Genomic DNA, 25848 nt, shown 5'->3' with positions numbered 1-25848 from the left:
CGTTACGGTGGGCCGCCTGGGACGCGGCAGAGTGCGGCGGGAAGCCGGGTCTGGCAAGGCGGAAACGGTTACCATGGGACACATGCGCCCGAGCTTCGTCCCACACCGTCTGTCCCGGTGGGCCCCCTGGCTGCCCTCCGCCCTCACCTTGCTGGCCCTGGCCGCTCCCCTGGAGGCCCTGGCCCGGGGCGGCGGCGGCGAGCACTACACCCGCCCCTCGTCGGACAGCGGCGGCGACGGTGACGGCCTCCCGCTCTGGCTCCTCTATGACCTCATCATGCTGGTCTTCCGGTACCCGAAGGTCATGCTCCCGCTGCTGGCCATCGCGGGCGTGGCGTACTGGTTCTACAAGCGCAACCTGCACCCGGACGCCACCACCCGCCGCGCCCTGGACCAGCGCGAGGCCGCGCAGCGGACCCAGGTGGGCTTCCGCGACGTGTCGGGCTGGGTCAATGCCCTGAAGCTGAAGGACCCGGCGTTCGAGCTGCAGCCGGTGCTCGACAAGACGCGGTGGCTCTTCCTGGAGCTGCAGAAGACGTGGTTCCGCCGCGACATGACGCCGGTGCGGCCCTTCCTGTCGGACGCCACGTGGCAGCGCTTCAACGTGCAGCTCCAGCTCCTGTCCGCCCAGGGCGTGCGCGATGCCATCACCGACGTGGAGGTGATGGACATCCAGCTCATCGGCCTGGACCAGAGCCAGTGGTTCGACAGCATCCACGTCCGCGTCCAGGCGCGGATGCGGGACACGGACGTGCCCTCGTCGTTCACCGACGCGCAGGCCACGGACGCCGCGAAGAAGGCCCCGTCGGAGTCCTTCACCGAGGTGTGGACCTTCGTGCGCAAGCCCGGTGCGCAGACGCGCCTGGGCGCGGACCTGTTCCAGGGCAAGTGCCCCAACTGCGGTGCCCCGTTCGCGGGCGGCGCGGCCAACACCTGCGAGTACTGCGGCGCGGTGGTGAACTCCGGCAACTACGACTGGACGCTGTCGGAAATTACCCAGGGCGTGGAGCACGTGCGCCACCACAAGACGGTGGACGGCCTGCTCGCGGCGCGCGAGGTGGACCCCGCGCTCAACCTGGAGATTCTGGAGGACCGCGCGTCGCTGCTGTTCTGGAAGTGGATCGACGCGCAGAGCCATGGGGACGCGAAGCCCCTGGGCAAGGTGGCCCGGGAGGACGCCGTCGCGTCGCTGGGCTCGGAGCTGGAGGAGCTGCGCCGCAAGGGCCGGCGCCGCGTGTTCCTGGAGTGCGCCGTGGGCGCCGTGGACGTGCGGGCGCTCCAGGTGGACCCGTCCGGGTACGACGTGGCGCACGTGGAGATCCGCTGGAGCGCGCGCATGGGCGTGGGGCCGCTCGACCAGCGCCCGCCGAAGCTGCCCACCGTGCCGCAGCGCTTCGTCTTCTCGCTGATGCGCAAGCACGGCGCGCAGACGAACAGCGCCAACGGCATGTCCACCGACCGCTGCCCGCAGTGCAACGCGACGCTCACCGACAGCGCGGCCACCACGTGCGACTTCTGCGGCACGCAGCTCGGCAGCGGTGAGCGGGACTGGGTGCTGGCGAGCGCCCTGCCCTACGAGGCGTGGAACGTGGAGCACGACGAGCGGTATCAGGCCGCCGTGCTCCGCAAGTCGGTGGCTGTGGAGGACGCCCGGAGCAAGGGGCCCGCCGATGGGGCGGACCTGGTCATGGACGTGCAGGAGCGCCAGCGGCTGCTCTACATGATGGCGGCCATCGCCGCGGCGGACGGCGAGGTCAGCTCCAGCGAGCGCAAGCTGCTGAAGCTGTGCTCGGAGCGCTGGGGCGTGGACTGGGCCAACGTGGAGATGGCCCTGGGCGTCGGTGCGCAGCTCTTCGAGCGGTTGGTGCCGCGCGGCAGCCCCGAGGCCGAGGTCTTCCTCCGGAAAATCGTCGAGATGGCCATGGTGGACGGCCGCATCGACCGCAAGGAGCGGCGGATGCTGGAGACCGCCGCCGCCCACCTGGGCGTGGAGGAGAAGCTGACGTCCATGCTCGGCGAGCGGTGACGCCGGGGGCGTCCGGTTGCCTGCCCGCGAAGCGCTCCCGTAGCTTCGCGGGCATGGCAAACCACTACTTGAAGGGCCCGCTCAAGGCCCTCATCGTGCTCGGCTGGGACAAGCGCCTCTGGAGAATGGACGCCAACCTGCCGTTCCCCCCGTCTCCGGGCCTGGGCATCCGGCTCGACACGTACGAGCTCATCCAGGTGGACAGCGTCGTGGTGGGTGACTACGGCTACGACGTCACCTGCATCTGCACCATCGAGGGCGATGACGGCGAATACTCGGACGCCCGGCTCGAGCAGCTCGGGTTCGAGCTGGCCGAAGCCGGCTATCCGTAGGCCCCCCGGCGCTCAGGTCCGCGCGCTGCGGGAGGCCTTCTTCTCCCGCTCACCGAGCGCGGCCTGCAGGTACTTGCCGGCCAGCTTCCGGCCGATCAGCTCCTGCGCGATCTCCCCGGCCTCGACGAGCTTGTCCAGGTTGATGCCCGTCTCCACGCCCATGCCGTGCAGCATGAACACGGCATCCTCGGTGGCCAGGTTGCCCGCCGCGCCCGGCGCGTAGGGACAGCCGCCCAGACCGCCGATGCTCGCGTCGAACGTCGTGACGCCCGCGCTCAGGCCCACCAGCGCATTGGCCAGCGCGGTGCCTCGCGTGTCGTGCATGTGCAGCGCCAGCTTCTCCGGCGGGAGGTGCTTCAGCAGCGCGGAGAGGATCTCCTCCGTCTGCCGCGGCGTGCCCACGCCGATGGTGTCTCCCAGGCTCAGCTGGTACAGGCCCGCGTCCACGAGCTGACGGCAGATCTCCACCACCCGCTCCACCGGCACGTGGCCCTCGTACGGGCAGCCCCACACCGTGGATAGGTAGCCGCGCACGCGCATGCCGGCCTTGAGCGCCGCCACCGTCACCTCGCGCGCGCCCGCCAGCGCCTCGGCGATGCTCTTGTTGATGTTCTTCTTCGAGTGGGCCTCGGACGCGGAGATGAACACCGCCGCTTCCTCGAGGCCCGCCTCCTTCGCGCGCTCCAGCCCCTTGAGGTTGGGCACCAGCGCGGAGAACACCACGCCCTCCCGCCGGCCCACGAGGCGCAGCAGCTCCTCCGCGTCCGCGAGCTGGGGAATCCACTTGGGTGACACGAACGACGTCACCTCGATGCGCTTCTCGCCTGCGGCGACCAGCGCGTCGATCAACCGCGCCTTGTCCCGGGTGGGCAGCGTGCGCAGCTCGTTCTGCAAGCCATCCCGGGGGCCGACCTCATACACGTCGACCCGCTTCGGGAGCTGGCCCATCCAGCCAATTAGCGCTCGGGAATGTTGGTTCGGATCCACGGTACGAGCTCAGCGCCGTTGGAGCGCTGCTCCCACAATCAGGTCGGTCGACCGCGGTGTCGGTGGCCCGCCCTCCAGCCCACCGTGCACCCAGGCCGTTGAAAACCCCGTGCTTTCCAACAGTCGTGTCAGTTCCGCAAGGGGATAGTAGCGGATGGCAAATGACGCGGTGAGATGCCTACCGGTCGGTAGGGTGAGCGTCCGCTGTCCTTCGTCCCTACCCGTAACCGCGTTGAAGCAGCTCTGCTCCTTCAAGATGCTGCCGTCGGGCAGCGTCTGCTGGAACGTGGCCGGCGGAGACTCCGCCAACCGCTCGTACGGCACCGTCTGGAACACCAACCTCCCTCCCGGCCGCAGCACCCGCGCCACCTCGCGCAGGATGTGCACGTGCTCCTCATCCGTGAAGGCGAAGAGTGTCGAGTACCAGGCGTACGCCCCGGACAATGATGCCTCTTGAAATGGCAGCGCCCGCAGGTCGCCCTGCACCGCCGGGAAGCCGGGCCGCCGCATCGACAGCGACAGCGCATCCAGCTCCAGCCCGATGACGCGGCCGGCCAGCGGGCCCGTGGCATTCAGACGCGATGCGTGACGCCCGTGGCCGCAGCCCAGGTCCACCACCGGTGCGGGACCGGGCACGTCCGCGAAGGCATGCGCGAGGTACTCGACCTCCCGAGCCGTAACGGCTTCCGAGAGGAAGGGCAGCGTGCTGCGCAGGTAGAGCTCGCCGAAGAAGGACACGGACGCTCGGGTTCCGGTGAACTGGGAGTGAGGCCTTTCAAAAGGGACCGGAGTGCTGCTTCCACTCAAGCAGAAGTGAGGCCTCCGGTACCGCCGCGTGCTTCCACTCGTGCAGAAGTAACGCTCCACGCCAACGTCCCGGCATGCTGCGCCCACTCGTGCAGAAGCAAGGCCGCCTGGCAGGGGCATGCGCACCCCACCCCGCGCCCATTCAGGTGGGAGTAGCGCTGCTACGCGGCCTCAGCAAAACCCATCACCGCGCGCATCAGCCCATTGCCCCGGGCAGGCATTGCGCCTATGGGATGGGCACGGTGCTGCCCTCCGGGGCATGACGCCTCCACATCCCCGCGAGGACGCAGCATGTCGCAAGTGCCTCCCCCCTCCGCCGCCGACTTCCCGCCGCCGTCGCTCGACGCGTGGCGTCGGCTCGTGGAGAAGGACCTGAAGGGCAAGCCCTTCTCCACACTCCAGTCGAGCCTGGAAGGTGGCCTGTCCCTCCAGCCGCTCTACACGCCCCAGGATGCCCCCTCCCCCGTGGAGCCCCCGGGCGTCGCGCCGTACGTGCGGGGCACCCATCCGCTCGGCCACACCGAGGGCGGTTGGACGGTGTGCCAGGAGTACGCCGGCACCGACGTGGCCACCACCGCCGCGGCCCTCCGTGATGACCTGGAGCGTGGCGCCCAGGGCGTCTGGGTGTTGCTGGACGCGCCGCACGGCGTGGACGTGAAGGACCAGGCCGCGATGGAGCGGCTCCTCGCGCACGTCCCGCTGGAGCGCACGCCCGTGCACCTGGAGCCGGCGCGCGACGTGCTCACCCCCGCGTCCCTCCTGCTCCAGGTCGCGGAGGCGCTGCGTGTTCCTCGCACGGCCCTGCGTGGCAGCCTGGGCATCGACCCCATCGGCGCCATGGCTCGCGCGGGTGCGGCGAAGGTGGACGTGGCGGGGACGCTCGCCCGGGCCGCGCCCATCGTGACGTCGCTGCTGAAGGAAGCGCCGGGCCTGCGGGCGCTGCTGGTGTCCTCGCGTGCCTGGGCGGACGCGGGCGCCACGCCCGTGCAGGAGCTGGCGTGGGCCATCGCCACCGGCGTGGAGTACCTGCGCGAGCTGGAGCGCGCGGGCGTGTCCGCCGGAGACGCGGGGCGCTCGATGCAGTTCGCGCTGTCGGTGGGCGGACAGTTCTTCCCGGAGATTGCGCGGCTGCGCGCGGCGCGGCTGCTCTGGTCCAAGGTCGTCGCCGCGTCCGGCGGTCCTCCCGAGGCCCAGGCCATGGTGCTGCACGCGCGCACCGCCAGCGCCACCAAGACGAAGCGGGACCCGTGGGTGAACATCCTGCGCGCCACGTCGGAGTCCTTCGCCGCCGTCATCGGAGGCGCGGACAGCGTGAGCACCTCCCCCTTCGACGAGCCCCTGGGCGCGTCGGACGAGCAGGGCCGGCGGCTCGCGCGCAACACGCAGCTCATCCTGCGCGACGAGTCCAGCCTCAACCGCGTCGCGGACCCCGCCGGCGGCAGCTACTACCTGGAGCAGCTCACGGGCGAAATCGCTCGCGCGGCCTGGGCGGAGCTGCAGCGCATCGAGTCGCTGGGCGGCATGACACGCGCGCTCGTGCAGGGCGACGTGGCCCGCGTGCTCGCGGAGACGGTCGCCGCGCGCGACAAGGCCGTGCGCAGCCGGCGCCTGCCGATGGTGGGCGTCAGCGAGTTCCCCCACCTGGGCGAGACGCCCGTGCACCGCGAGCCGCACCCCACCCCTGTCTCCGTGGCGGTCGCCGAGGGCGGCTTCGCGCCGCTGCGCCCCGTGCGCATGGCGGAAGCCTTCGAGTCCCTGCGCGACGCGAGCGACAGGCACCTGGGCCTGTCCGGCACCCGCCCGCGCGCCTTCATGGTGAGCCTGGGCACCGTGGCGGAGCACACCGTCCGCTCGATGTGGGTCACCAACGCGCTGGCCGTGGGCGGCATCGAGACCGTCGAGCAGCGCGACTTCCCGGACGCGGCCCATGCGGCCCAGGCCTTCGTCGCCGCGGGCACTCCGCTCGCCATCATCTCCGGACCGGACACGCTCTACCCGGACCAGGTGCCCGCACTCGCGCAGGCCCTCAAGGCTCGCGGCGCTCGCGCGGTGGCCGTGGCCGGCCGGCCGGGTGACCACGAGGCCGCCTTCCGCGCGGCAGGCGTGGACCTGTTCATCTCCGCGGGGGCCGACCTGTTCCAGCTCCTCAAGACGCTGCACACCCACCTGGGAGTGGCCTGATGCGCTCCAACGTCCCCGACTTCTCCCGCGTCGCCTTCGACGCTCCCGAGACGCAGCCCTCCCCCGCCGTGCGTGACGCGCAGCTGCGCCACGCGCGCGAGGCCACCCGCGCGGCCGAGCGCTGGGACACGCCCGAGGGCATCCCCGTCAAGCCGCTCTACACGCCCGAGGACCTGGAGGGTGTGGCGCACCTGGGCTCGCTGCCCGGCCTGCCGCCCTTCGTGCGCGGCCCGTACGCCACCATGTACGTGCAGCAGCCGTGGACGGTCCGCCAGTACGCGGGCTTCTCCACCGCCGAGGCCTCCAACGCCTTCTACCGCCGCAACCTCGCGGCCGGGCAGAAGGGCCTGTCCATCGCCTTCGACCTCGCCACGCACCGGGGCTACGACAGCGACCACCCGCGCGTCGCGGGTGACGTGGGCATGGCCGGCGTGGCCATCGACTCCATCAAGGACATGCGCATCCTGTTCGACCGGATTCCGCTCGACCAGATGAGTGTGTCCATGACGATGAACGGCGCCGTCCTCCCCATCCTCGCGCTCTATGTGGTCGCGGCCGAGGAGCAGGGCGTGCGCCCCGAGCAGCTCAGCGGGACCATCCAGAACGACATCCTCAAGGAGTTCATGGTCCGCAACACGTACATCTATCCGCCCGGTCCCTCGATGCGCATCGTCGGGGACATCTTCCGCTTCACGGCGGAGCGGATGCCGCGCTTCAACAGCATCAGCATCAGCGGCTACCACATGCAGGAGGCCGGCGCGTCGCAGGACCTGGAGCTGGGCTACACGCTCGCGGACGGTGTCGAGTACATCCGCGCGGGGCTCGCCGCCGGCCTGGACGTGGACGCCTTCGCTCCCCGCCTGTCGTTCTTCTGGGCCATCGGGATGAACTTCTTCATGGAGGTGGCCAAGCTTCGCGCGGCCCGCCTCCTGTGGGCCCACCTGCTCAAGGGCTTCTCCCCCAAGAGCGACAAGAGCCTGGCGCTGCGCACCCACTGCCAGACGTCCGGCTGGAGCCTCACCGCGCAGGACGTCTACAACAACGTGGTGCGCACCTGCGTGGAGGCCATGGCCGCCACCCAGGGGCACACGCAGAGCCTGCACACCAACTCGCTGGACGAGGCGATTGCGCTGCCCACCGACTTCAGCGCGCGCATCGCCCGCAACACGCAGCTGTACCTCCAGCTGGAGAGTGGCACCACGCGCGTCATCGACCCGTGGGGCGGCAGCTACTACGTGGAGCGCCTCACCCAGGAGCTGGCGCACAAGGCCTGGGCCCATATCCAGGAAGTGGAAGCCCTGGGCGGCATGACGAAGGCCATCGAAGCCGGCCTGCCCAAGCTGCGCATCGAGGAGGCCGCCGCGCGCACCCAGGCGCGCATCGACTCCGGGCGACAGGCCATCATCGGAGTGAATAAATACCCGCCCGAGCGTGAAGACCGCATCGAGATCCTCAAGGTGGACAACTCCGCGGTGCGCGAGGCGCAGGTGGCCCGGCTGCGCGAGCTGCGCGCCGAGCGCAACGCCGAGGACGTCCGCCGCCGCCTGGACGCGCTCACCGAGGCGGGCCGGCGCAACGAGGGCAACCTGCTGGCGCTCGCCATCGACGCGGCGCGGGCCAAGGCCACCGTGGGGGAGATCAGCGACGCGCTCGAGAAGGTCTTCGGGCGCTACGAGGCCACCGTGCGAAGCATCTCCGGAATCTACTCGGCCGAGGCCGGCTCGGCGGGCGGCATCGCCGACGCGCGGGCGAAGGCGGACGCCTTCCTGGCGCGCTTCGGCCGCCGGCCGCGCATCCTCATCGCGAAGATGGGTCAGGACGGGCATGACCGCGGGCAGAAGGTCATCGCGACGGCCTTCGCCGACCTGGGCTTCGACGTGGACATCGGTCCCCTCTTCCAGACGCCCGAGGAATCCGCGCGCCAGGCGGTGGAGAACGACGTGCACGTGGTGGGCGCCAGCTCGCTCGCCGCCGGTCACCTCACGCTGGTGCCGGAGCTGAAGCAGGCGCTGAAGAAGCTGGGCCGCGAGGACATCATGGTCGTCGTGGGCGGCGTGATTCCGACCCAGGACTACGACGCGCTGAGGGCCGCCGGCGCCGCCGCCATCTTCGGGCCCGGCACCGTCATCTCGAAGGCCGCCATCGAGCTGCTCGACAAGCTCTCCCTCGAGCTGGAGGCGGCGTGAAGCTGCTGCCCGCGGACACCTACGTGGACGGCGTCCGCGCCGGGGACCGCGCCGTGCTCGCCCGCGCCATCACCCTGGTGGAGAGCGAGCACCCGCGCCACGCCGCGCTCGCCCAGGAGGTCCTCACGCGCCTGCTGCCCCACACGGGCAACAGCCAGCGCGTGGGCATCAGCGGCGTGCCCGGCGTGGGCAAGAGCACCTTCATCGACGCGCTGGGCATGCACCTGGTGGGACGGGGCAGCAAGGTGGCGGTGCTCGCCATCGACCCGTCCAGCAGCATCTCCGGTGGCAGCATCCTGGGCGACAAGACGCGCATGTCCCGGCTGGCGCGCGAGCCCTCGGCGTACATCCGCCCCAGCCCCTCCAGCGGCACCCTGGGCGGCGTGGCGCGCAAGACACGCGAGACGCTGCTCCTGTGCGAGGCCGCGGGCTTCGACGTGGTGCTGGTGGAGACGGTGGGCGTGGGCCAGTCCGAGACCGTCGTCGCGGAGCTGGTCGACTTCTACCTGGTGCTGATGCTCGCGGGCGCGGGTGATGAGCTGCAGGGCATCAAGCGCGGCATCCTCGAGGTGGCGGACATGGTCGCCATCAACAAGGCGGATGGCGACAACGCGCCCCGCGCCGAGCGGGCCCGCGCCGAGTACCGGGCCGCACTGCACCTCATGCGGCCGGGCGCGGAGCCGGTGGTCACCACGTGCAGCGCGCTGGAGGGCCTCGGCATCGACACGCTGTGGGACTCGGTGGCCACCCACATCTCGCGGCGCGCTGCGTCGGGCGAGCTGTCGCGCCGCCGCAAGGAGCAGCAGGTCGGTTGGATGTGGGCCATGGTGCATGACGGCCTGCGGTCGGCCCTGCGAGCGCACCCCGAGGTCTCCGCCCTGGTGCCGACGCTGGAGGGGGACGTACGTGAAGGGCGCGCGACGCCCACCTCGGCCGCACTGCGTGTACTAGGCGCCTTCCTGCCTCGTTTACCGGCCTGACAGCCCGCGTCGTCCGGCGGGCACACGCCGTCTCAATCGCTTGCCGGCCCCGCATCGCACTTCTAGTGTACGCGCGTGCGACACGCTCAGCCGACCACCCCTCCCCAGCCCTACAAGCCCCGCTTCCACGTCCGCATCGTCACGGCCGCCAGCCTGTTCGACGGGCATGACGCCGCCATCAACGTGATGCGCCGCCTGATGCAGGCGTCTGGCGCGGAGATCATCCACCTGGGCCACAACCGCTCCGTGGCGGAAATCGTCGACTGTGCCATCCAGGAGGACGCCCAGGGCATCGCCATCACCTCCTACCAGGGCGGCCACGTCGAGTACTTCAAGTACATGATCGACCTGCTGCGCGAGCGCGGCGCGGACATCAAGGTGTTCGGCGGTGGCGGCGGCACCATCCTCCCCTCGGAGATCGAGGAGCTGCACAAGTACGGCGTCACCCGCATCTACTCGCCGGACGACGGCCGGGCCATGGGCCTGCAGGGGATGATCGACGACCTCATCTCCAAGTGCGACTTCGAGAAGCGTCAGCCGGACTTCAAGCCCCTGGTCGCCAGGCCCCTGCCCCGCGAGGCGGACCGCATCGCCTCGCTCATCACCATCGCGGAGAACTTCGCGGACGCCGGTGAGGAGCTGCGCAAGGCCATGGCGGAAGCGCATGTGGACGCGCCCCGGGTGCCCGTGCTTGGCATCACCGGCACCGGCGGCGCGGGCAAGTCCAGCCTCGTGGACGAGCTGGTGCGCCGCTTCCTCGCCGACTTCCCGGACAAGACGCTCGCCGTGCTCTCCGTGGACCCGTCCAAGCGCAAGTCCGGCGGCGCGCTCCTCGGTGACCGCATCCGGATGAACTCCATCGACAGCTCGCGCGTCTACATGCGGTCGATGGCCACGCGGCAGAGCAACCTGGCCCTGTCGCGGCACGTGGCCCACTCCATCGAGGTGTGCAAGGCGGCGGGCTTCGACCTCATCGTCGTGGAGACGTCCGGCATCGGCCAGTCGGACACCGAGATCACCGAGCACTCGGACGTGTCGCTCTACGTGATGACGGCCGAGTACGGCGCGGCGACGCAGCTCGAGAAGATCGACATGCTCGACTTCGCGGACGTCATCGCCATCAACAAGTTCGACAAGCGCGGCTCGCTGGACGCGCTGCGCGACGTGCGCAAGCAGTGGAAGCGCAACCACAACGCCTTCACCCTCGCCGACGACGCGGTGCCAGTACACGGCACCATCGCCTCGCAGTTCAACGACCCGGGGATGAACCAGCTGTACCGGGCCATCATGGACGCGCTGGTGAAGAAGACGGGCGCGCCGCTCCAGTCCCATTTCGAGCTCACCCCTGGGATGAGCGAGAAGAAGTGGATCATCCCGCCGGAGCGCACGCGCTACCTCGCGGAGATTGTCGAGACGTGCGAAGCCTATGACGGCTTCGTGCGCGCCCAGGCCGCCATCGCCCGGCGCATGTACCAACTGCACGGCACCATCCAGGCCCTGCGCGCCAACGTGGGCAAGAAGCGCCTGGAGATCGTCGAGCCCAAGGACACCACCGACGTGGTGCAGGTGACCGAGCGCGTGGAGGGCGAGCCCGCGTACCTGGGCGAGCTGGTGGCGCTGTACCAGGACCTGGAGAGCCGCCTGCACCCGGACTGCCGGCGCCTGCTGGCCGAGTGGCCGGCGACGAAGCGGCGCTACGCGGCGGCGAAGTACCAGTACCAGGTGAGAGATCGCGTCATCGAGCTGGACCTCTACACCGAGTCCCTCTCGCACCTGCGCATCCCGAAGATTGCCCTGCCCCGCTACGAGGACTGGGGCGACATCCTCACCTGGCTCCTGCGTGAGAATGCCCCGGGCGCCTTCCCGTTCACCGCGGGCGTCTTCCCGCTCAAGCGCGAGGGCGAGGACCCCGCCCGTATGTTCGCCGGCGAGGGCGGCCCGGAGCGCACCAACAAGCGCTTCCACTACGTGTCACGCGGCCTGCCCGCGAAGCGCCTGTCCACCGCGTTCGACTCCGTGACGCTGTACGGCGAGGACCCGGACCACCGGCCGGACATCTACGGCAAGGTGGGCAACTCGGGCGTGTCCATCGCCAACGTGGACGACGCGAAGAAGCTCTACTCGGGCTTCGACCTGGCGGACCCGTCCACGTCCGTGTCGATGACCATCAACGGCCCGGCGCCCATGCTGCTGGGCTTCTTCCTCAACGCCGCCGTGGACCAGCAGTGCGAGAAGTGGATCCGCGAGAACGGCCAGGTGGAGGCGGTGGAGAAGAAGATCGACGCCATCTACCGCGAGCGCGGCCTGCCCCGTCCGCGCTACCAGGGCGACCTGCCCGCGGGAAACGACGGGCTGGGCCTGCTGCTGCTGGGCGTGTCCGGTGACGAGGTGCTGCCGCGCGAGGTGTACGAGAAGATCCGCGCGAAGACGTTGCAGTCGGTGCGTGGCACCGTGCAGGCGGACATCCTCAAGGAGGACCAGGCGCAGAACACCTGCATCTTCTCCACCGAGTTCGCCCTGCGCGTCATGGGCGACATCCAGCAGTACTTCATCGACCAGAAGGTGCGGAACTTCTACTCGGTGTCCATCTCCGGGTACCACATCGCGGAGGCCGGGGCGAACCCCATCTCCCAGCTGGCCTTCACGCTGGCCAACGGCTTCACCTTCGTCGAGTACTACCTGTCGCGCGGGATGGACATCGACGACTTCGCGCCCAACCTGTCGTTCTTCTTCTCGAACGGCATGGACCCCGAGTACACGGTGCTCGGCCGCGTGGCGCGCCGCATCTGGGCCAAGGCCATCCGCGACAAGTACAACGGCAACGACCGCTCGCAGAAGCTGAAGTACCACATCCAGACTTCCGGCCGCTCCCTGCACGCGCAGGAGATTGCCTTCAACGACATCCGCACCACGCTGCAGGCGCTGCTGGCGCTCAACGACAACTGCAACTCCCTGCACACCAACGCGTATGACGAAGCCATCACCACGCCCACCGAAGAGAGTGTACGGCGGGCGCTCGCCATCCAGCTGGTCATCAACAAGGAGTTCGGCCTGTCGAAGAACGAGAACCCCAACCAGGGCTCGTTCATCGTCGAGGAGCTGACGGACCTGGTGGAGGCGGCGGTGCTGACGGAGTTCCGCGCCATCTCCGAGCGCGGCGGCGTGCTGGGCGCCATGGAGCGCATGTACCAGCGCTCGAAGATCCAGGAGGAGTCGCTCTACTACGAGACGCTGAAGCACGACGGGACGCTGCCCATCATCGGGGTGAATACCTTCCTGGACCCGAAGGGCTCGCCCACCGTGCAGCCACCGGAGGTGATTCGCGCGACGAAGGAGGAGAAGGACTACGCCATCTCCTCGCGCGACGCCTTCCGCAAGCGCAACGAGGCGACGGCCACGAAGGCGCTGGAGGCGGTGCGCCGCGCCGCGCTGGACAACGGCAACGTGTTCGCCGCGCTGATGGACGCGTGCAAGGTGTGCACGCTGGGCCAGCTGTCCCGCGCGCTGTACGACGTGGGCGGCCAATACCGGCGGAACATGTAGCGCCGCCGGGGGTTGAGCCTCAGCGCCCCGGCGTCAGCTTCGCGCGCAGGCGCCGCACGGCCTCGTCCAGCACGCCTTCCGTCTTGCAGAAGGCGAAGCGGGCCAGCTTCTGGCCCAGGTGACGGTGCTCCGGGCCGTAGAAGACGCTCGGAGGAATCGCTGCCACGCCCACCTCCGACACCAGGTGCCGGCAGAACGCGATGTCGTCCGGGAAGCCGTACCGGGCAATGTCCGCGAGGATGAAATAGCTGCCCTGCGGCGCATACGCCGTCAGCCCCGCCTCGCGCAGCCCGCTCAGCAGCCGCTCCCGCTTCGCCGTGTACGTCGCCGTCAGCTCCGCGAAGTACGCGTCCGGCAGCCGTAGCGCCGCAGCCATGGCCGCCTGCAGGGGCGACGCGGTGGCGAACGTCACGAACTGGTGCGCGCGCTGCACGGCGTCCCGCAGCGGCGGAGGCGCAATCACCCAGCCAATCTTCCACCCCGTGAGGCTGAACGTCTTCCCCGCGCTGCTCACCGTCGCGGTGCGGTCCGCCAGCGCCGGCAGCGTGGCCGGGCGCACGTGCTTCGCCGGCGCGAAGACGATGTGCTCGTAGACCTCGTCCGACAGCACCTTCACGTCGTGCTCGACGCAGAGCGCGGCCAGGAACTCCAGCTCCTCGCGGGTGAAGACCTTGCCCGTGGGGTTGTGCGGCGAGTTGAGGATGAGCAGCCGCGTGCGCGGGCCGAACGCGGCGCGCACCTCGTCCCGGTCGAACCACCACTCCGGATGCGCCTCGTCCGGCGGCCGCAGCGGCACGTAGCGCGGGGTGGCGCCAACGAAGGTGATGTTGGCGTCGTACGAGTCGTAATACGGCTCGAAGGCCACCACCTCGTCGCCCGGGTCCACCAGCCCCAGCATCACGTCGAGGATGGCCTCGGTGGCGCCGCTCGTGACGGTCACCATGGTGTCCGGGTCCACCTGCTGGCCGTAGAAGCGCGCCGAGTGCTCGGAGATGGCGAGCCGCAGGTCCTTCGCGCCCATGCTGATGGCGTACTGGTTCACCCCGTCACGGATGGCGCGCTGCGCGGCCTCCTTGATGGCATCCGGCCCGTCGAAGTCCGGGAACCCCTGCCCCAGGTTGACGGCGCCGTGCTTCGCTGCCAGCGCGCTGAACTCGGAGAAGACGGTGGTGCCGAACCGGGTGACGCGCTGCGCGGACACGGGCCTGGACATGGAAGGAAGCTCCTCCTGGCCGGGCCCTCGGGGTGAGGCCGGCGCTCAGGGACGCACGATAGCGTCCACTGGCACCGAGCGCGCGCCCTTGACGACCTCGCGCTGCCGCGCGGCCCGGGACAGCCCCAGCGCCAGCCCCGCCACCACCATGACCAGGGGCACTGCCGCCACCAGGTCCGTGGCGTAGTGGAAGCGCCCCGCCAGCGTGGCGATGATGAGGCCGATGCCCGGCAGCAGCATCACCCAGAAGAGGCGCCGGGCGAAGCGCCACGCGTAGAAGAGGACCAGCAGCGTGGTGCCGGTGTGGCCCGACGGGAAGCAGTCCCGCGCGTACAGCGGCGTGCGCATCACCGAGTCCAGCAGCGGCGTCAGCACCGCGCCCTTCAGCGGCCCGTCGAACGAGCCGATGAGGAAGTAGCGGGGCCCCACCGCCGGCACCATCGCGTAGGCCGCGTAGGTGAGGAAGAACAGCAACCCCATGCCCGTGAGGCACTCCTCGAAGTCGGACGACGGCCCCCGCGAGCGCCGGTAGAGCGCGATGCCCAGCACCAGCGGCCAGACGAAGTGGCCGTAGTAGCAGACCATCAGGATGTCGTTGAGCCAGGGCGGCACCAGCCGCGCCAGCTCCACCGCCGCCTGGAACCCGAACAGCCGCTGGTCCGCCGCCACCAGCTGCGCGTCCTTCAGGAGCGGGTTGAGCGCGTCCACGATGGGCGACAGCCAGCTGTGCGTCAGCACCGCCACCGGCAGCAACCAGAAGTCCGCCAGCACGGTGATGCCCCGGCGGCCCGGATACATGGCCTCCAGCGTGCGAAGGACCAGCGGGCCCACCGCCATGAAGGCGAACAGCGCGGCGTTGTGCAGCGCCCCCGGCGCCCAGCGGGCCGGGCCCACGCACACCAGCGCCCCCAGTGAGCAGGAGACCAGGCAGATGAGGTCCACCGTGTTCAGGCGGACCTGGACCTCTCGCTCGCGATGCACCACTTCGATGCCCCGAGACCTCTGGAATGACCAGGAACTCACGCTGACTTCCGCTCCCCCGGCGTCTCACTGCTCGCGCCGGCCACGCCCAGCTCGAGGCTTCGAACGACAGCACCCTCCCCTGCGGCGACGGCCTTCCGCCCGCTCCAGCGCTCCAGAAGCGCCAGCATCGCGGGGAAGAAGACCGTGGTCCCCAAGAAGGTGCACACGACCCCCAGCAGCGCAATCTGACCGATGCTGCGCAGGCCCTGGTGGTTGGCGACGAGCAGCGCGCCGTAGCCCGCCGCGTTCGACAGCGTGGCCACCACCGCCGCCAGGCCCGTGTGGCGCACCACCTTGCCGAGCGAGCCGGGCCCCTCCTCTTCGTACCGGTGGAAGAGGTGGATGGAGTTGTCCACGGCGATGGCGAGCAGGTTCGGCAGCACCACCGCGTTGATGAAGTTGAGCTGCACGTCGAACAGGTACATGCCGCCCGCCAGGCACGTCATGCCCAGGAACAGCGGCCCGGTGACGAGCAGCGCGCGCTTGAAGCTGCGCAGGCTCAGGAGGATGACGAAGAACACCACGCCCGCCGCGGACCAGAGGATGAGCGGACCGTCCCCGCGCACCAGCGCGAAGATGCGGGCGGCGATGCGGTTGCTGTCCAGCACGGACATGTCGATGCCGCGCGCCTTCGCTCCGTCCACCACCTGGTCGATCTGCGCCGCCCAGCGCCGCAGGTCCTCCGTGTCGTAGTTGGACACCGAGGGGAACAGCAGCAGGAAAGTGCCCTTGCCGTCCGTGGCCTCGAAGCGGCGGCGCACCTCCACCGGCAGCGAGTCGAGCCCGTACGGCTTCGCCTCCAGCATCCGCTCGAAGTCCTTCAGCCGCGCGTCGTCGCGCGCCGACGCCGGCAGGCCCTGCAGCAGCGTGCGGATGCCAGACAGCTCCTCCTCGCGCCGCTTCAGGTCGGTGGGCACCAGGTCGTTGAGGGACGCGGTGCGCAGGAACACCGAGTCATCGCCATTGCGGCGCTTCACCTCCGCGATGACCTCCTCCACCTGCCCGGCCTGCTTCACGTCGTCCACCAGGAAGATGGCCGGGTTGAGCGGCTGGCCCAGCTGCGCGGTGACGTGGTCGTCCAGGCGCGAGGCCGGCGAGTCCCCCTTCAGCTTCCGCATGTCCGTCTCGAAGCCCAGCCGAGGGGCGATGACGACGGAGAACGCCGCGAACCCCACCACCGACAGCGCGAGCGCCGCGATGACCGACGTGGGCCAGCGCTTCCACTCGCGCGCCGGCTTCGCGATGACGGGCACGGACGACGCGCCGGCCGGAGCGGGGGCGGCGTCCGGGCGCGCGGGGCGCAGCCGCTCGGCGATGGCCAGCAGCGAGGGCCCCAGCGCGTACGCCGCCAGCACCGCCAGCAGCACGCCCAGGCCGGCCAGGAAGCCGAACTGGTTGAAGGCGTGGAACTGCGCCAGCAGCAGCACGAAGAAGGCCGCCGCGTTCGTCACCGCCGAGGTGACGGCCCCGCCAAACGTCCCGCGCACCGCCGCGGCCAGCGCGTCACGCGAGGACTTCTCGCGCCGCTCCTCCCAGTAGCGCATGCACAGGTGGACGCCGTACTCGATGCCCAGGCCGATGAGGATGGCGACCAGGAAGCCCGTCACCACGTTGAGGTGGCCGATGACGAGCCAGGCGATGCCGAACGTCATCAGCAGGCCCACCACCACGGGCAGCCCCACCACCGCCAGCGCGGCGATGCGCCGGGTGGCCAGCAGGATGAGCCCCACGGCGATGAGCGCGGACAGCATACCCGCGCGCGCCAGGTCGCTCTTCATCACCGCGTCCTCTTCGATGCGGTTCTGGAAGTTGCCCGTGGCCTCCAGCTTCACCGAGGGGAAGCGCTCCGACGCCAGCGTCCGGCCCGTGCCCATGGCCAGCTCCACGAAGCGCCGCGCGAAGTCCAGGTCCCCCGCCGTCCCCGACGGCTTGAGCATGAGGTAGACCTCCGAGCCGTCCGCGTTCGCCAGGTACTCCTTCATGGGCGCGTTGGGCTCGTGCTTCCGGGCAATCTCGTCGAAGCCAGGCGGCGGCGGCGTGGCCCCCAGGTCGATGTAGAAGGGGTTGGCCTGCTGGCGCTCGTACCGCACCCGCGCCTCCAGGTCCTGGCGCAGCCCGGCCAGCTTCTCCGCGGGCAGCAGCAGCAGCCCGTGTCGGCGGAAGAAGTCCACGTCATAGCTGTGCTCGACGTAGCGGACCTCCGGCAGGGCCTCCAGCCGGCCCTTCAGCTCGGCCGCGTAGGCCTTCAGCCGCTCCGGGGTGTCCCCCTTGGCGAGGATGACCAGGTACCCGTCCCCGCCCGCCTTCTCTGACACCCGTGTCAGGTCCTGGACCTCCCGGGCACCCTGGGGGAGCAGCTCCACGAACGACCCGCGGAACTCCAACCGCGACGCCAGCGCCATACCTCCGGCCGCCAGCAGGGCGAAGGCGAGCAGGACCTGCCACGGCCGTGACACCGCCGTCTGGATGAACCGCTCGAACCACTGCTGCCGCAGAGACCTCGCCACCGTCCACTCCTCGATGAAGGCCAGCGAAAGCAAATTCCCGGCCAGTCAATGGCCCCCGCAAACAATGGGCTCGGACAAAACCTTCCAAGCCCCCGGAGGCCCTCCGGCGGGCGTGCAGCCATGTGCACACGGCAGTTTCCAGTATCCACTGGCCAACGGACGTGTGCCGGCGGCGTGCCATCAAAGTCGCGGTGCTGTCAAGCCGGCCGCCTGGCCGGGGGCCTTGGACGGGCCCCGAGCAACAGTCCGCGCCTTGACACTGTCGCTAACCCTCTTTATTCACCGCCCCGCGTCCCCCGTGGGAGGTCGCTGGACGCAGATTTCCCGAGGTCGGAACGAGCCCTGCAAGGGCGTTGGCGACCGGGAATCCGCTGTCCCCCCCAGCAACACCCTCCCGTCGCAGCCCAGAGAGAGACCGGCCACCCATGAGTGACGTCTTCGACAAATGCCGTAACTGGAAGGACTACCGCATCGCGAAAGCCACGGGGTTGTACCCGTACTTCCGGGCCATCGAAGCGTCGCATGGCGCCACCGAGGTGGAGATCGAAGGCAAGCGCGTCATCATGGTGGGGTCCAACAACTACCTGGGCCTCTCCGCGGATCCGCGCGTGAAGGAAGCCGCCATCAAGGCGACGGAGAAGTTCGGCACCACGTGCTCGGGCTCGCGCCTGCTCAACGGCACGCTGGCGCTGCACGAGGAGCTGGAGGCGCGGCTGGCGAAGTTCCTCAACCGCGAGGCCGCCATCGTCATCTCCACCGGCTTCCAGACGAACCTGGCGCTGGCGTCCATCCTCGGCCGTCACGACATCGTCTTCAGCGACCGGCAGAACCACGCGTCGCTGGTGGACGGCATCCGCCTGTCCTTCGCCACCGAGCGCAAGTTCCGCCACAACGACATGGACCACCTGGAGCAGCTGCTGTCCCAGGCGGACGCGGACGCGGGGAAGATCATCATCACCGACGGCGTCTTCTCCATGGAGGGCGACCTGTGCAACCTCCCCCGCATCACCGAGCTGGCGAAGCAGTACAACGCCCGGGTGATGACGGATGACGCCCACGCCATGGGCGTGCTGGGCGAGAAGGGCCGCGGCACGTCGGAGTACTTCGGCCTGGAGAAGGAGACGGACCTCGTCATGGGGACGTTCTCCAAGAGCTTCGCGTCGCTGGGCGGCGTGCTGGCGGGCCCGTTCGACGTCATCAACTACATGCGGCACAAGTCGCGCTCGGTCATCTTCTCCGCGTCCATGACGCCGGCGTCCATCGCCGCGGCGCTCAAGGCGCTGGAGATCATTGAGGCGGAGCCGCAGCGCCGCGAGCGGCTGATGGACATCGCCGAGAAGATGCACAACGGCTTCCGCGCCATGGGCTTCGACACGGGCGTGTCGGTGACGCCGGTGGTGCCGGTGCACATCGGCGACCAGGTGAAGTGCTTCCGCTTCTGGCGGGCGCTGCACGAGGCCGGCGTCTTCGCCAACCCGGTGATTCCGCCGGCGGTGGAGGCGGGCCATGCGCTCATCCGCACCTCGTACATGGCCACGCACACCGACGCGCAGCTGGACCGGGTGCTGGACACCTTCGAGACCATCGGCCGGAAGCTGAGCGTGATTCCGGAGACGCGCCCCGCGGTGTACGAGCCGGTGAAGATTGCCCGGCCGGGCACGCGGGTGCTGTCCAACAAGGCCAGCGACAAGTGGGCGGCGGGCTCCGCGGGCATGCTGGCGGACAAGGGCGGCATCACCCTGGACCAGCTGTCGCGGATGTCCTCGCGCGAGGTGGCCGGGAAGCTCTTCGACGCGGTGGAGCAGCTCACCTGGCGCGCGGCCAACCTGCAGCCGAACGACCTGCGCAAGCTGGGCACCGCCCCGATGAAGCTCTGGGAGAAGCGCGGCGAGCTGCCGGGCCTGCTGCTGGAGAAGGGCGCCCACTTCTTCATGCGCAACGGCACCAACGGTGCCAACGGCGCCCAGACGGAAGACAGGAACTGACGCCCCCATGGCCCTCCCCGCCGAGCCTGCCTCCGCCTCGCTCCCGCCGCTGCCCTCGGACGTGAAGGTGACGCCCGTGCGCGGCGGGGCGGAGAAGATGCAGTTCATCCGCTTCCCGTACGGCCTCTACAAGGATGACCCGAACTGGGTCATGCCCCTGGAGATGGAGCGCAAGGACTTCCTGGACCCGAAGAAGAACCCCTTCTTCGAGTACGGCGAGGTGGAGCTGTTCCTGGCACGGCGGGGCGGCACCGTGGTGGGGCGCATCGCGGCCATCCGCAACCCGCGCTACCAGGAGGTGCACGGCACCAAGGAGGGCTTCTTCGGCCTCTTCGAGTGCGTGAATGACGCGGGCATCGCTCGCGTGCTGCTGGACACGGCGGCGGCGTGGCTGCGCGAGCGGGGACTGGACTCGATGCTCGGGCCGGCCAACTTCTCGTCCAACCAGGACTGGGGCGTGCTCATCGACGGGTACGGCACGCCGCCGGCCATCATGATGCCGCACAACCCGCCCTACTACTCCGCGCTGCTGGAGACGTGCGGGCTGACGAAGGCGAAGGACCTCTACGCCTTCGAGCTGTCCTCGTCCGCGTCGCCTCCGGAGAAGGTCGTCCGCATCGCGGAGAAGATCCGCCAGCGCGAGGGCGTCACCGTGCGCCCGGTCAACATGAAGGACCTGGCCGCCGAGGTGGAGCGCATCCGCTCCATCTACAACTCCGCCTGGGAGAAGAACTGGGGCTTCGTCCCCTTCACGGACGCTGAGTTCGACCACCTCGCCAAGGACCTGAAGGCCATCGTCCGGCCGGAGCTGGCGCTGGTGGCCGAGGTGAAGGGCGAGCCGGTGGCGTTCTCCCTCACCGTGCCCGATGCGAACCAGGCCATCCGGGCCGCCAACGGGCGCCTCACGCACTTCGGCCTGCCCATCGGCCTGGCGAAGCTGCTGCTGGCCTCGCGGCGCATCAACCGCCTGCGCCTCATCATCCTCGGCATCAAGGAGGGCTACCGGCGCCGCGGCCTGGACGCCATCCTCTACCTGGACACGCTGCGCACCGCGAAGGCGCTGGGCTACGTGGGTGGTGAAATCTCCTGGACGCTGGAGGACAACCACCTCGTCAACCGCGCCATCGAGTCCATGGGCGCCCAGCGCTCGAAGACGTACCGCGTCTACCAGCGCCCGCTGTAACCCCTCACGGAGTCCCCATTGCGTTTCCTGCTCACCGGTGGCACCGGCTTCATCGGCCAGCGGCTCGCGCGCCGTATCATCGAGCGCGGTGACACCCTGACCGTCCTGGTGCGGGCCAGCTCGCGCCGCGAGGTCCTGGAGGCCCTGGGCGCCCGCTTCGCGGTGGGGGACCTGACGACGGGCGAGGGGCTCGCCGAGGCCGTGCGCGACGTGGACTGCGTGCTGCACCTGGCGGGCGTCACCAAGGCCCGCCAGCCGGCCGGCTACTTCGAGGGCAACGCCAACGGCACCCGCCGCGTGGTGGAGGCCATGGCCGCCCTGCCCCACCCGCCCCGGCTCGTCTACTGCTCGTCCCTGGCCGCCGCCGGCCCGTCCACGCCCGAGCGTCCCCGGCGCGAGGAGGACCCTCCGGCCCCCGTCTCCATCTATGGCCGCAGCAAGCTGGGCGGCGAGGTGGCGGTGCGCGAGTACGCGGACCGGGTGCCCTCCGTCATCGTCCGGCCGCCCATCGTCTACGGGCCGGGGGACACGGAGTTCCTTCCCTCCATGCTGCCCATGGCGAAGAAGGGCCTGGCCATCAAGAGTGGCTTCGGGCCCAAGCGCTACTCGCTCATCCACGTGGATGACCTGTGCACCGCGCTGCTCGCCGCCGCCGAGCGCGGCGCCACGCTCAGCAAGGACGACCCCGCCCGGGGGGCCTACACGGTGTCGGACGGCGCGGAGTACACCTGGGAGGACGTCTGCGGGGCGCTGGCCGGCGCCCTCGGCCGCCGCCGCCCCACGGTGGTACCGGTGCCGGACACCATCGGTTACATGATTGGCCTGTACTCGGAGGCCGTGGCCCGCCTCAAGGGCACCGTCCCCATCCTCAACCGGGACAAGGTCCGGGAGATGACGGCGGCCGCGTGGACGTGCACCACCGAGCGGGCCTCCCGTGAGCTGGGCTTCGCTCCTACGATTCCGCTGGCGGAGGGCATCGTCGGCACGCTGGCCGCGTACCACCAGGCTGGCGGTCGCTGAGGGCCCGCCAGGCCTCCTGAAACACGAAGGCCGGACCGCCCTTCCCTCTCGGGGAGGACCGCCCGGCCTCGAGCCACGCCTGGGGCGCGGGAAGCGTCAGCCTCCCTTGCCGGCCGCGGGAGCCGCCGGGGCCGCCGCGCCACCCTTGGTGGACTGCGCCGCGTTCTCCTTCTCCAGCTGTGCCCGCTTGCTCTTCAGGGTGGTGAGCAGGCCGTCGAAGCCCTTGTCGGCGAGCAGCTTGCGGAACTGGCCGCTGTACGTCGACACGAGGGACACCTCGTCGGTGATGACGTCGTAGATGCGCCACTCACCCTTCGCGCTGGTGCGGTACAGCTTGTAGTCGACGGGGAGCTGGTCCTTCTTCACCGTGAGGGTGGTGTTGACCGTGGCCTCGTTCCCCTCCACGGCCTCCTTGCCGTACTTCACCTCCGCCTGGGCCTGGCCAATGGCCTTCTGGGCGTACGAGGCGCGCAGGAGGCCCGTCATGGTGTCCGTGAACTCCTTGCGCTGGGCGGCCGTGAGGCCCGTCCACGCCTTCTCCCCGAGCGCCCGCTTCGCGAGCTCCTCGAAGTCGACGAACTTCTCCACGACGGTGGCGAGCGACTGGACGGTGGCGCCCGGCGCATTGGCGGCCTTCTGCACGTCCGCATTCCCGGTCTTTACGACCGAGAGCGGGCTGGCCGGCGCGGCGGCAAGCAGGGTGGCTGCGAGCAGGGATGCAATCATGTTTTCGGCTCCGTAGTGGCGAACGCTAGAGACGACAGAAGGAGGGCGGAGGTTATTCACCCGGGGCGACGGGCGCCCCGGTAACGCGGCTCAGGGCGGCCATCCCGACCCTGACGTCGTGCCAGCTCTTGGACTTGTCTCCCGAGGCCTGGGCGTACGCGGTGAATGCCTCCACCAGGTCCCGCGTCTCACCCGTTCCCAGGTCGAAGGCGGCGAAGGCGGCCGTCACCCACCGGCGGGCGTTCTTCTCGGCCTCGGCGAAGGCCCGGGCACGAGCCCACGCGGACACCAGGTCCCCGTGCACCTTCGTCACCTCCAGGCGGATGCCGGCGCGAATCTGCTTCTCCTGGGCGCGCATCTTGTCCAGCTCCGCGCGGGCCTGCTCGAGCTGCGCGTTCTTGATGGGGATGTCGAACGTGCCGCGCATCACCAGGCCCAGGCCGGCGGTGCGCTCGTTGTAGGGGTCATACGCGAAGGGGTTCGTCTGGCGCGTGGCGCTGGTGGTGAGCCGCACGTCGTAGAAGCCGGCCAGCCCCAGGTCCGGGAAGTAGCTCCGCTCGCGGATGAACACCTCCTGCTCGCGCGCGGCGATGCCCGCGGAGATGGCGGTGAGCTCCGGCCGGTGCTGCTCGGCCTGCGTCAGCGCCTGCTCCAGCGAGGGCGGCTCCACGTCCCCTTCCGGCTCGAGGTCCTCCTCCACCACCGCCACCGGCTCGCCCGGGGCCGCGTTGGCCAGCAGGCCGATGGCCGTCAGCGCGAAGGCTTGCCCCTGCCGGGCCTCGGCCTTGCGCGCCTCCACGAGCTGCCGGAAGAAGCGGACCTTGTACGTGTCCATCTGGGACACCTGCGACGACTCCTCCTTCAGCAGCTTGTCGATGCGCTCGGCGGCGTCCTCCAGCCGCTTCGACACGTCTTCAATCTCCTTCAGGCCGGCGCGCGCCAGCTGGTAGCCGAAGTACGCCTGCGCGGCCTGGAAGCCCGCCTCGGCCCGTGCGCGCTCCCGCAGCGCCGCGCCGACGATGGGGCCCTGGGCGCCGGCCTTCTCCAGCGCGGACAGCTTGCCGAAGGTGTAGAGCGGCAGCACCGCGTTGCCCGTGGAGAAGACCGTCACACCCACGCGGCCGAAGTCGAAGTCGCCCTCGCGGGAGGCCGGGGTGAGCACGCCGTTGTCGTCGAGGCGCGCCTCGGGCACGGGGCCGCCCAGGCCCACGGAGATCTCGAATTTAGGGAACCAGGCCCACTTCGCCTGCTGGTAGAGCGCCTGGAACCGGCGCAGCTCGGCGGTGGCTTCCTCCACGCGCGAGTCCGTGGCACGTGCCCGCTCCACCAGCTGCGCCAGGGTGAGCGGCGCGGCCCCGGAGGGGGTCTTCGAGGTGGCCGCCTGGCTCACGGACTCGCCGGCCTGCTGCTGGGCCTGCTGCGCGGGCTCGCGCGCGGGAGCGGGAGACACGGCTCGCCCCCCGGAGGGGCCGGACGTGGGCGACTCGACTGTCTCGGGCGCGATGGCCGGAGGCCCTGGAGGCAGGTTCCCCGCGCCTGTGCCCGTGCGAGGCGTGGGCATGTTGCTCCCGGCGGTTCCCGCCCCCGGCGAAGGCGTGGAGCCGGAGCCCGTGCCTGGCGACGGCGTCGAGGGAGTCCCGGTACCCGGAGCGGGTGAGCCCTGCGTCCCCGACCCCGTCGACGGGCTGCTGCCCTGCCCCGCCGTCCCGGGCGTGAGCTGGGCCGCCGAGAGTCCGGCCGCCAGCACCAGCGCCACTGTCACGCCTCGTTCCAGGTGTCCGCGCATTGCCCGCCTCGTGCGGGCCCCATATCCGAGTTGCCCGCGGCCGCGCAGCATCTCTGTTCACGGCCACCGCGTCATTGGCGTTCTTCGTCCCATATCCATCGTCCGGTGCCCTGGCCCCCTGCCCTGGTGGCGCACGAGGCGTCACTCCAGGGGCTGAACGCCCCGCGCCCACGTAGAACCGATGACACTCGCACGTGAAAATGAGTTGGTGGGACGTGACGTATGCAGCAGATTGGGCCCGTTCCCGACACGGGCGCTATCGAGCCCGACAACCGAGGACCCCCACACATGGCCCATACCGATCGCGTCAAGCAGATCCTGTCGTGGTACCCGTCCGACAACCCCGGCACGCTGACCAACCTGGCCCGCCTGCTGAACACCGGCACGCTCGCCGGCACGGGGAAGCTCGTCATCCTTCCCGTGGACCAGGGCTTCGAGCACGGTCCCGCGCGCTCCTTCGGTCCCAACCCCGCCGGGTATGACCCGGAGTACCACGTGCAGCTGGCCATCGACTCCGGCTGCAACGCCTACGCGGCGCCCCTGGGCTTCCTGGAGGCCATCGCTGGCAAGTACGCGGGCGAGATTCCGCTCATCCTCAAGACGAACAACTCCGACTCGCTGGCCAAGGTGCCCAACCCCATGTCCGCGGTGACGTCCTCCGTGAAGGACGCGGTGCGGCTGGGCTGCGTGGCGGTGGGCTACACCATCTACCCGGGCTCCGGCGCGCGCAACGAGCAGTACGAGGCGCTCCGGGACCTCATCGCCGAGGCCAAGTCCTACGGCCTGCCCACCGTCCTCTGGGCCTACCCCCGCGGCAACCTGTCCAAGGAGGGTGAGACGGGCATCGACGTGGTGGCGTACGCGGCGCAGATCAGCGCCCAGCTCGGCGCCCACATCATCAAGGTGAAGCCGCCGCAGGACCACATCGAGCAGGCCGAGGCGAAGAAGGCCTTCGAGAAGGCCGGCATCGCCACCAAGACGATGTCCGACCGCGTGCGCGAAGTCGTCCGCTCCGCGTTCAACGGCAAGCGCATCGTCATCTTCTCCGGCGGCGAAGCCAAGGACACCCCGGCGCTGCTCGAGGAGATCCGGCAGATCAACGCCGGTGGTGGCTTCGGCTCCATCATGGGCCGCAACGCCTTCCAGCGGCCCCACGGCGAGTCCGTGAAGCTGCTCAAGGACGTGATGGGCATCTTCGCCGGCAAGGCGTAGGCGCCGTCCCCGCCAGCGCTCCGGGCTTCCGGGGCGGGAGCCGGCCCGTCAGGATCTCCTGGCGGGCCTTTCCATTTTCGGCGTGGTGCTTGCCTCGCGCGTGGAGCCGCACGGACGCCAGCGCCGGAAAACAAAAAGGCCCGCCTGGTTT

17 protein-coding genes are annotated in these 25848 nt (G+C 70.1%); 10 read left to right on the top strand and 7 right to left on the bottom strand.

Annotation, left to right across the window (positions count from 1 at the left end; genetic code table 11):
• Positions 1–73: 73 nt before the first annotated feature.
• Together LXT23_RS33320 and LXT23_RS33315 are read left to right on the top strand one after the other, a co-directional pair.
• The gene (locus tag LXT23_RS33320) at positions 74–2026 is read left to right on the top strand and encodes a TIM44-like domain-containing protein (RefSeq protein WP_253984419.1); all 1953 of its coding nucleotides are present in this window, start codon (positions 74–76) and stop codon (positions 2024–2026) included.
• Between the two features lie 53 nt (positions 2027–2079).
• Positions 2080–2358 (top strand): hypothetical protein, encoded by a 279-nt coding sequence (locus LXT23_RS33315; protein ID WP_253984418.1) that lies wholly within the window; start codon positions 2080–2082, stop codon positions 2356–2358.
• A gap of 12 nt (positions 2359–2370) precedes the next feature.
• On the opposite strand, the gene LXT23_RS33310 is transcribed toward LXT23_RS33315, so the two are convergent.
• Together LXT23_RS33310 and LXT23_RS33305 are read right to left on the bottom strand one after the other, a co-directional pair.
• The gene (locus LXT23_RS33310) at positions 2371–3306 is read right to left on the bottom strand and encodes a hydroxymethylglutaryl-CoA lyase (protein WP_253984417.1); all 936 of its coding nucleotides are present in this window, start codon (positions 3304–3306) and stop codon (positions 2371–2373) included.
• A gap of 48 nt (positions 3307–3354) precedes the next feature.
• Positions 3355–4083, bottom strand: a complete 729-nt coding sequence (locus LXT23_RS33305; RefSeq protein ID WP_253984416.1) for a class I SAM-dependent methyltransferase — start codon at positions 4081–4083, stop codon at positions 3355–3357.
• 360 nt (positions 4084–4443) lie between these two features.
• Here LXT23_RS33305 and LXT23_RS33300 point away from each other — a divergent pair, with 360 nt between their 5' ends.
• The 4 genes from LXT23_RS33300 (at position 4444) to LXT23_RS33285 (ending at position 13042) form a co-directional block, all read left to right on the top strand.
• Positions 4444–6333 (top strand): methylmalonyl-CoA mutase subunit beta, encoded by a 1890-nt coding sequence (locus tag LXT23_RS33300; RefSeq protein WP_253984415.1) that lies wholly within the window; start codon positions 4444–4446, stop codon positions 6331–6333.
• Positions 6333–8519 (top strand): methylmalonyl-CoA mutase, encoded by a 2187-nt coding sequence (scpA, locus tag LXT23_RS33295; RefSeq protein WP_253984414.1) that lies wholly within the window; start codon positions 6333–6335, stop codon positions 8517–8519. The genes LXT23_RS33300 and scpA overlap by 1 nt, the downstream gene beginning before the upstream one ends.
• On the top strand, positions 8516–9499 hold the full coding sequence (meaB, locus tag LXT23_RS33290) for a methylmalonyl Co-A mutase-associated GTPase MeaB (RefSeq protein WP_253984413.1): 984 nt from the start codon (positions 8516–8518) through the stop codon (positions 9497–9499). Before scpA ends, meaB begins: the two co-directional genes overlap by 4 nt.
• A gap of 75 nt (positions 9500–9574) precedes the next feature.
• Positions 9575–13042: a methylmalonyl-CoA mutase family protein gene (locus LXT23_RS33285; RefSeq protein ID WP_253984412.1), complete on the top strand. Its 3468-nt coding sequence runs from the start codon at positions 9575–9577 to the stop codon at positions 13040–13042.
• A 19-nt stretch (positions 13043–13061) separates the two neighbouring features.
• Here LXT23_RS33285 and LXT23_RS33280 read toward each other — a convergent pair whose 3' ends face one another.
• Genes LXT23_RS33280 through LXT23_RS33270 form a run of 3 tightly spaced genes read right to left on the bottom strand, consistent with a single transcriptional unit; the run spans position 13062 to position 17785 of the window.
• Positions 13062–14255 (bottom strand): aminotransferase class I/II-fold pyridoxal phosphate-dependent enzyme, encoded by a 1194-nt coding sequence (locus tag LXT23_RS33280; RefSeq protein ID WP_253984411.1) that lies wholly within the window; start codon positions 14253–14255, stop codon positions 13062–13064.
• A gap of 45 nt (positions 14256–14300) precedes the next feature.
• Complete coding sequence (locus LXT23_RS33275) at positions 14301–15278, bottom strand: phosphatase PAP2 family protein (RefSeq protein WP_253984410.1); 978 nt, start codon at positions 15276–15278, stop codon at positions 14301–14303.
• On the bottom strand, positions 15275–17785 hold the full coding sequence (locus tag LXT23_RS33270) for an efflux RND transporter permease subunit (RefSeq protein WP_253984409.1): 2511 nt from the start codon (positions 17783–17785) through the stop codon (positions 15275–15277). The genes LXT23_RS33275 and LXT23_RS33270 overlap by 4 nt, the downstream gene beginning before the upstream one ends.
• A gap of 425 nt (positions 17786–18210) precedes the next feature.
• Between LXT23_RS33270 and LXT23_RS33265 the strand changes: the two genes are divergently transcribed.
• From LXT23_RS33265 to LXT23_RS33255, 3 genes are read left to right on the top strand one after another with little or no spacing between them, the layout of a single operon-like run.
• The gene (locus LXT23_RS33265) at positions 18211–19770 is read left to right on the top strand and encodes an aminotransferase class I/II-fold pyridoxal phosphate-dependent enzyme (protein WP_253984408.1); all 1560 of its coding nucleotides are present in this window, start codon (positions 18211–18213) and stop codon (positions 19768–19770) included.
• 7 nt (positions 19771–19777) lie between these two features.
• Positions 19778–20953, top strand: a complete 1176-nt coding sequence (locus LXT23_RS33260; protein ID WP_253984407.1) for a GNAT family N-acetyltransferase — start codon at positions 19778–19780, stop codon at positions 20951–20953.
• Between the two features lie 18 nt (positions 20954–20971).
• Entirely contained in the window at positions 20972–21973 is a 1002-nt protein-coding gene (locus LXT23_RS33255) for an NAD-dependent epimerase/dehydratase family protein (RefSeq protein ID WP_253984406.1), read from the top strand.
• Positions 21974–22069: 96 nt separating this feature from the next.
• Here the strand turns inward: LXT23_RS33255 and LXT23_RS33250 are convergent, their stop codons facing one another.
• Positions 22070–22699, bottom strand: coding sequence for an MlaC/ttg2D family ABC transporter substrate-binding protein (locus LXT23_RS33250; RefSeq protein WP_253984405.1), 630 nt, complete (start codon positions 22697–22699; stop codon positions 22070–22072).
• 52 nt (positions 22700–22751) lie between these two features.
• The gene (locus LXT23_RS33245; RefSeq protein WP_253984404.1) at positions 22752–24485 is read right to left on the bottom strand and encodes a TolC family protein; all 1734 of its coding nucleotides are present in this window, start codon (positions 24483–24485) and stop codon (positions 22752–22754) included.
• Positions 24486–24773: 288 nt separating this feature from the next.
• On the opposite strand from LXT23_RS33245, the gene LXT23_RS33240 reads away from it, so the two are divergent.
• Positions 24774–25697, top strand: coding sequence for a class I fructose-bisphosphate aldolase (locus LXT23_RS33240; protein WP_253984403.1), 924 nt, complete (start codon positions 24774–24776; stop codon positions 25695–25697).
• The last annotated feature ends 151 nt before the right edge of the window (positions 25698–25848 follow it).

Source organism: Pyxidicoccus xibeiensis (assembly GCF_024198175.1).
GTDB classification, from domain to species: Bacteria; Myxococcota; Myxococcia; order Myxococcales; family Myxococcaceae; genus Myxococcus; species Myxococcus xibeiensis.
The sequence above is the reverse complement of the archived record's forward strand: the minus strand, read 5'-3'. Positions and strand labels throughout refer to the sequence as shown.